Below are 2,523 nucleotides of genomic sequence, written 5' to 3'. Positions count from 1 at the left end.
TTAACATCTTCGTTAGTTAATGTCAACTAAGTTTTTCATTTTCTTTGCCGCGTTCTGCGTTATTGCATCGGCGACTTGTTCTATATTACACTTCTAACCTACAATCGTCAATATGTTTTTATAAAAAACTTCATTTTTTTATAAATCCTATTTACGCTATTAATTTATCTATTCATATGCCTTTTCTATAAGAATAGAATAGCAACCCATAAAGCACGCTATGGGTTGCCATTCCATCATAAAAACTATTGTTCTTTTGAAGGTATCGAACAACTTTCATCAGTACAAGACATATCGCTTCCACCCTCTGAAGAAAGTTCTTGTAACTTAGGTGCAGGATTCTCTTCTTCCCACACTTGCTGAAGTGCACCAACAAAGGTTTCAAGTGGCTGCGCACCTGAAATAGCATACTTTTGATTAATAATAAAATAAGGTACTCCCGAAATTTGATATTGCTGAGCAATCGCTTCATCAATTCTAACATCATTTGCATATGCGCTTTTATCATGAATAACACGTAAAACTTCTTGCTTTTCTAAACCTGAAGCTTCAGCAATAGTAGCAAGCGTATCCACATCACTTAAATTTCTCGATTCTGTGAAATATGCAAAAAGTAGATTTTCCGTAATCTCTTTTTCTTTCCCTTGATCCTTTGCAAACTTCGCAAGACGATGCGCATCAAAAGTGTTCGTCGGCTTCATCTCATCAAAATTAAAACTTAAACCCATACTAGCTGCATGACTTCCTAGTTGTATATTATTACGCTTAGCTTCTTCAATACTAATCCCATACTTTGATGCAAGTACTTCATTAATACTTGTTCCAGAATAGATTGGAGCATTTTGGTCTAATTCAAAACTTTTAAACTCAACTTCAACATCTTTCTTATGTGGAAATTGCTCTAAAGCCATCTCTAATCTACGTTTCCCAATGTAGCAAAATGGGCATACAAAATCTGACCATACTTCAATTTTCATAGAAACACCTCATTAACATGTATTTTTCAATTATTGTAGCACTGGCGCTAAGGAATTCAAAAATTTATGCTTCACGCTTTATATACTACAAACTAAAATGAATCTATAAATAGAAAAAACGATAATCAAAAGTATAAAAACATTTCCTTCTGATTATCGTATATACAAATCTAACTATGCTGGAATATATCTCCCTACGAATTTCCATACAGTATTCCAATATTTATTTGAATCTATCTTCTCAGCTTCTCCATGTCCAGCACCTGGAACAATTAATTTCTCTTTTTCTACTTTTGCAGCATTATATACTTCATCTAACATTTCATAAGGAACGAACGTATCAGCATCCCCGTGAATAAATAGCATAGGTGTTTTACTTTTCGCTACTTGTTTTATAGCTGAAGCTTCTTCTAAATCATATCCAGCTCTTAACTTTGTAACTGTATTTGCCGCATTCATAACAGGAAATTTCGGCAAGTGGAATAGATCTTTTAGTTGATAAGTAAATTCATCAATAACAGTTGAGTATCCACAATCTTCAATAATAACTTTAACGTTAGAAGGTAACTCTTCACCTGAAGTCATCATTACAGTTGCCCCGCCCATTGAAACACCAAAAAGTGCTATTTCAGCATTAGGGTCTTTCTTTACAATTTGTTGAATCCAAATCAAAATATCTTTACGATCGTGCCAGCCCATCCCTATATAATCGCCCTCACTATTTCCGTGTCCACGAAGATCTGGCGCTATGACGTTATAACCTTGTTCATAAAAATTCCGGATATATTTCGTCATTTTCGATGCCCTGCTATCATATCCATGAACTACAATTGCCCATTTATGGCTAGATTGTTCATTCATATATTCATAACCTGTTAATTTCAACTTATCGAAAGAATTTATGTTTCGTGTATTAGGTTTATGATTTGATACAAAGCTCGCATCCTTTTCTTCGTTTGTAGCGAACACACCTCCTGATGCATTCACTGTTTCTACTAAATGAGGATTATCCTCTAAAAATTCTTTCTCTTGTTTCGCATTCAACGCATAATTATAAAAATAATTCCCAACTAACATATAAGTAATTGCTAGAAGGACTAAAACTACTATAGTAATTACACCTATCTTTTTCATATTATCTCCTTTTCCAAAATGAAATATTCTTATATTCAAGTACTCAAAAAACAACTGCACTATTTTAACATACCGACAGATCACTTCTCCAAAAAACAAAATAGAAAATCTTAAACTACACATCAAAAATAATGAAAGAAAATGAATATGAGGGGATCAAAAAAATAAGGATTACTTACTTGAGGCTGATAAAGCGAAACTTCAATCAGCCCTCACCAATCGGACGTTAACGGACAGTTGATCTCCCGCCTAACTTCTTTGCTCCAACTGAATTTCGAGGTGGGAGTTTTACTGTCCGTTAACGCGGGATAAAAAGTTTAAAACACAAAAAAGACGAGTCATACTGACTCGTCTTACAGTTGCTTGGCGACGTCCTACTCTCACAGGGACAAGGTCCCAACTACCATCGGCG

General features: G+C 34.5%; 2 protein-coding genes. Both read right to left on the bottom strand.

The window, feature by feature from the left end; genetic code table 11:
• Nucleotides 1-245: 245 nt before the first annotated feature.
• On the bottom strand, nucleotides 246-977 hold the full coding sequence (locus MR115_RS29460) for a DsbA family oxidoreductase (protein WP_242243841.1): 732 nt from the start codon (nucleotides 975-977) through the stop codon (nucleotides 246-248).
• 174 nt (nucleotides 978-1,151) lie between these two features.
• Nucleotides 1,152-2,111, bottom strand: coding sequence for an alpha/beta hydrolase (locus MR115_RS29455; RefSeq protein ID WP_242243839.1), 960 nt, complete (start codon nucleotides 2,109-2,111; stop codon nucleotides 1,152-1,154).
• Nucleotides 2,112-2,523 lie beyond the last annotated feature (412 nt).

The sequence above is a fragment of the Bacillus cereus group sp. BfR-BA-01309 genome (assembly GCF_022664315.1).
Classification (GTDB): Bacteria; Bacillota; Bacilli; order Bacillales; family Bacillaceae_G; genus Bacillus_A; species Bacillus_A mobilis.
The sequence above is the reverse complement of the archived record's forward strand: the minus strand, read 5'-3'. Positions and strand labels throughout refer to the sequence as shown.

What these genes read in the sequence shown, in the direction of transcription:
- MR115_RS29455 (WP_242243839.1), bottom strand. Translation starts at nt 2,111, where the DNA reads ATGAAAAAGATAGGTGTAATTACTATAGTAGTTTTAGTCCTTCTAGCA.
- MR115_RS29460 (WP_242243841.1), bottom strand. Translation starts at nt 977, where the DNA reads ATGAAAATTGAAGTATGGTCAGATTTTGTATGCCCATTTTGCTACATT.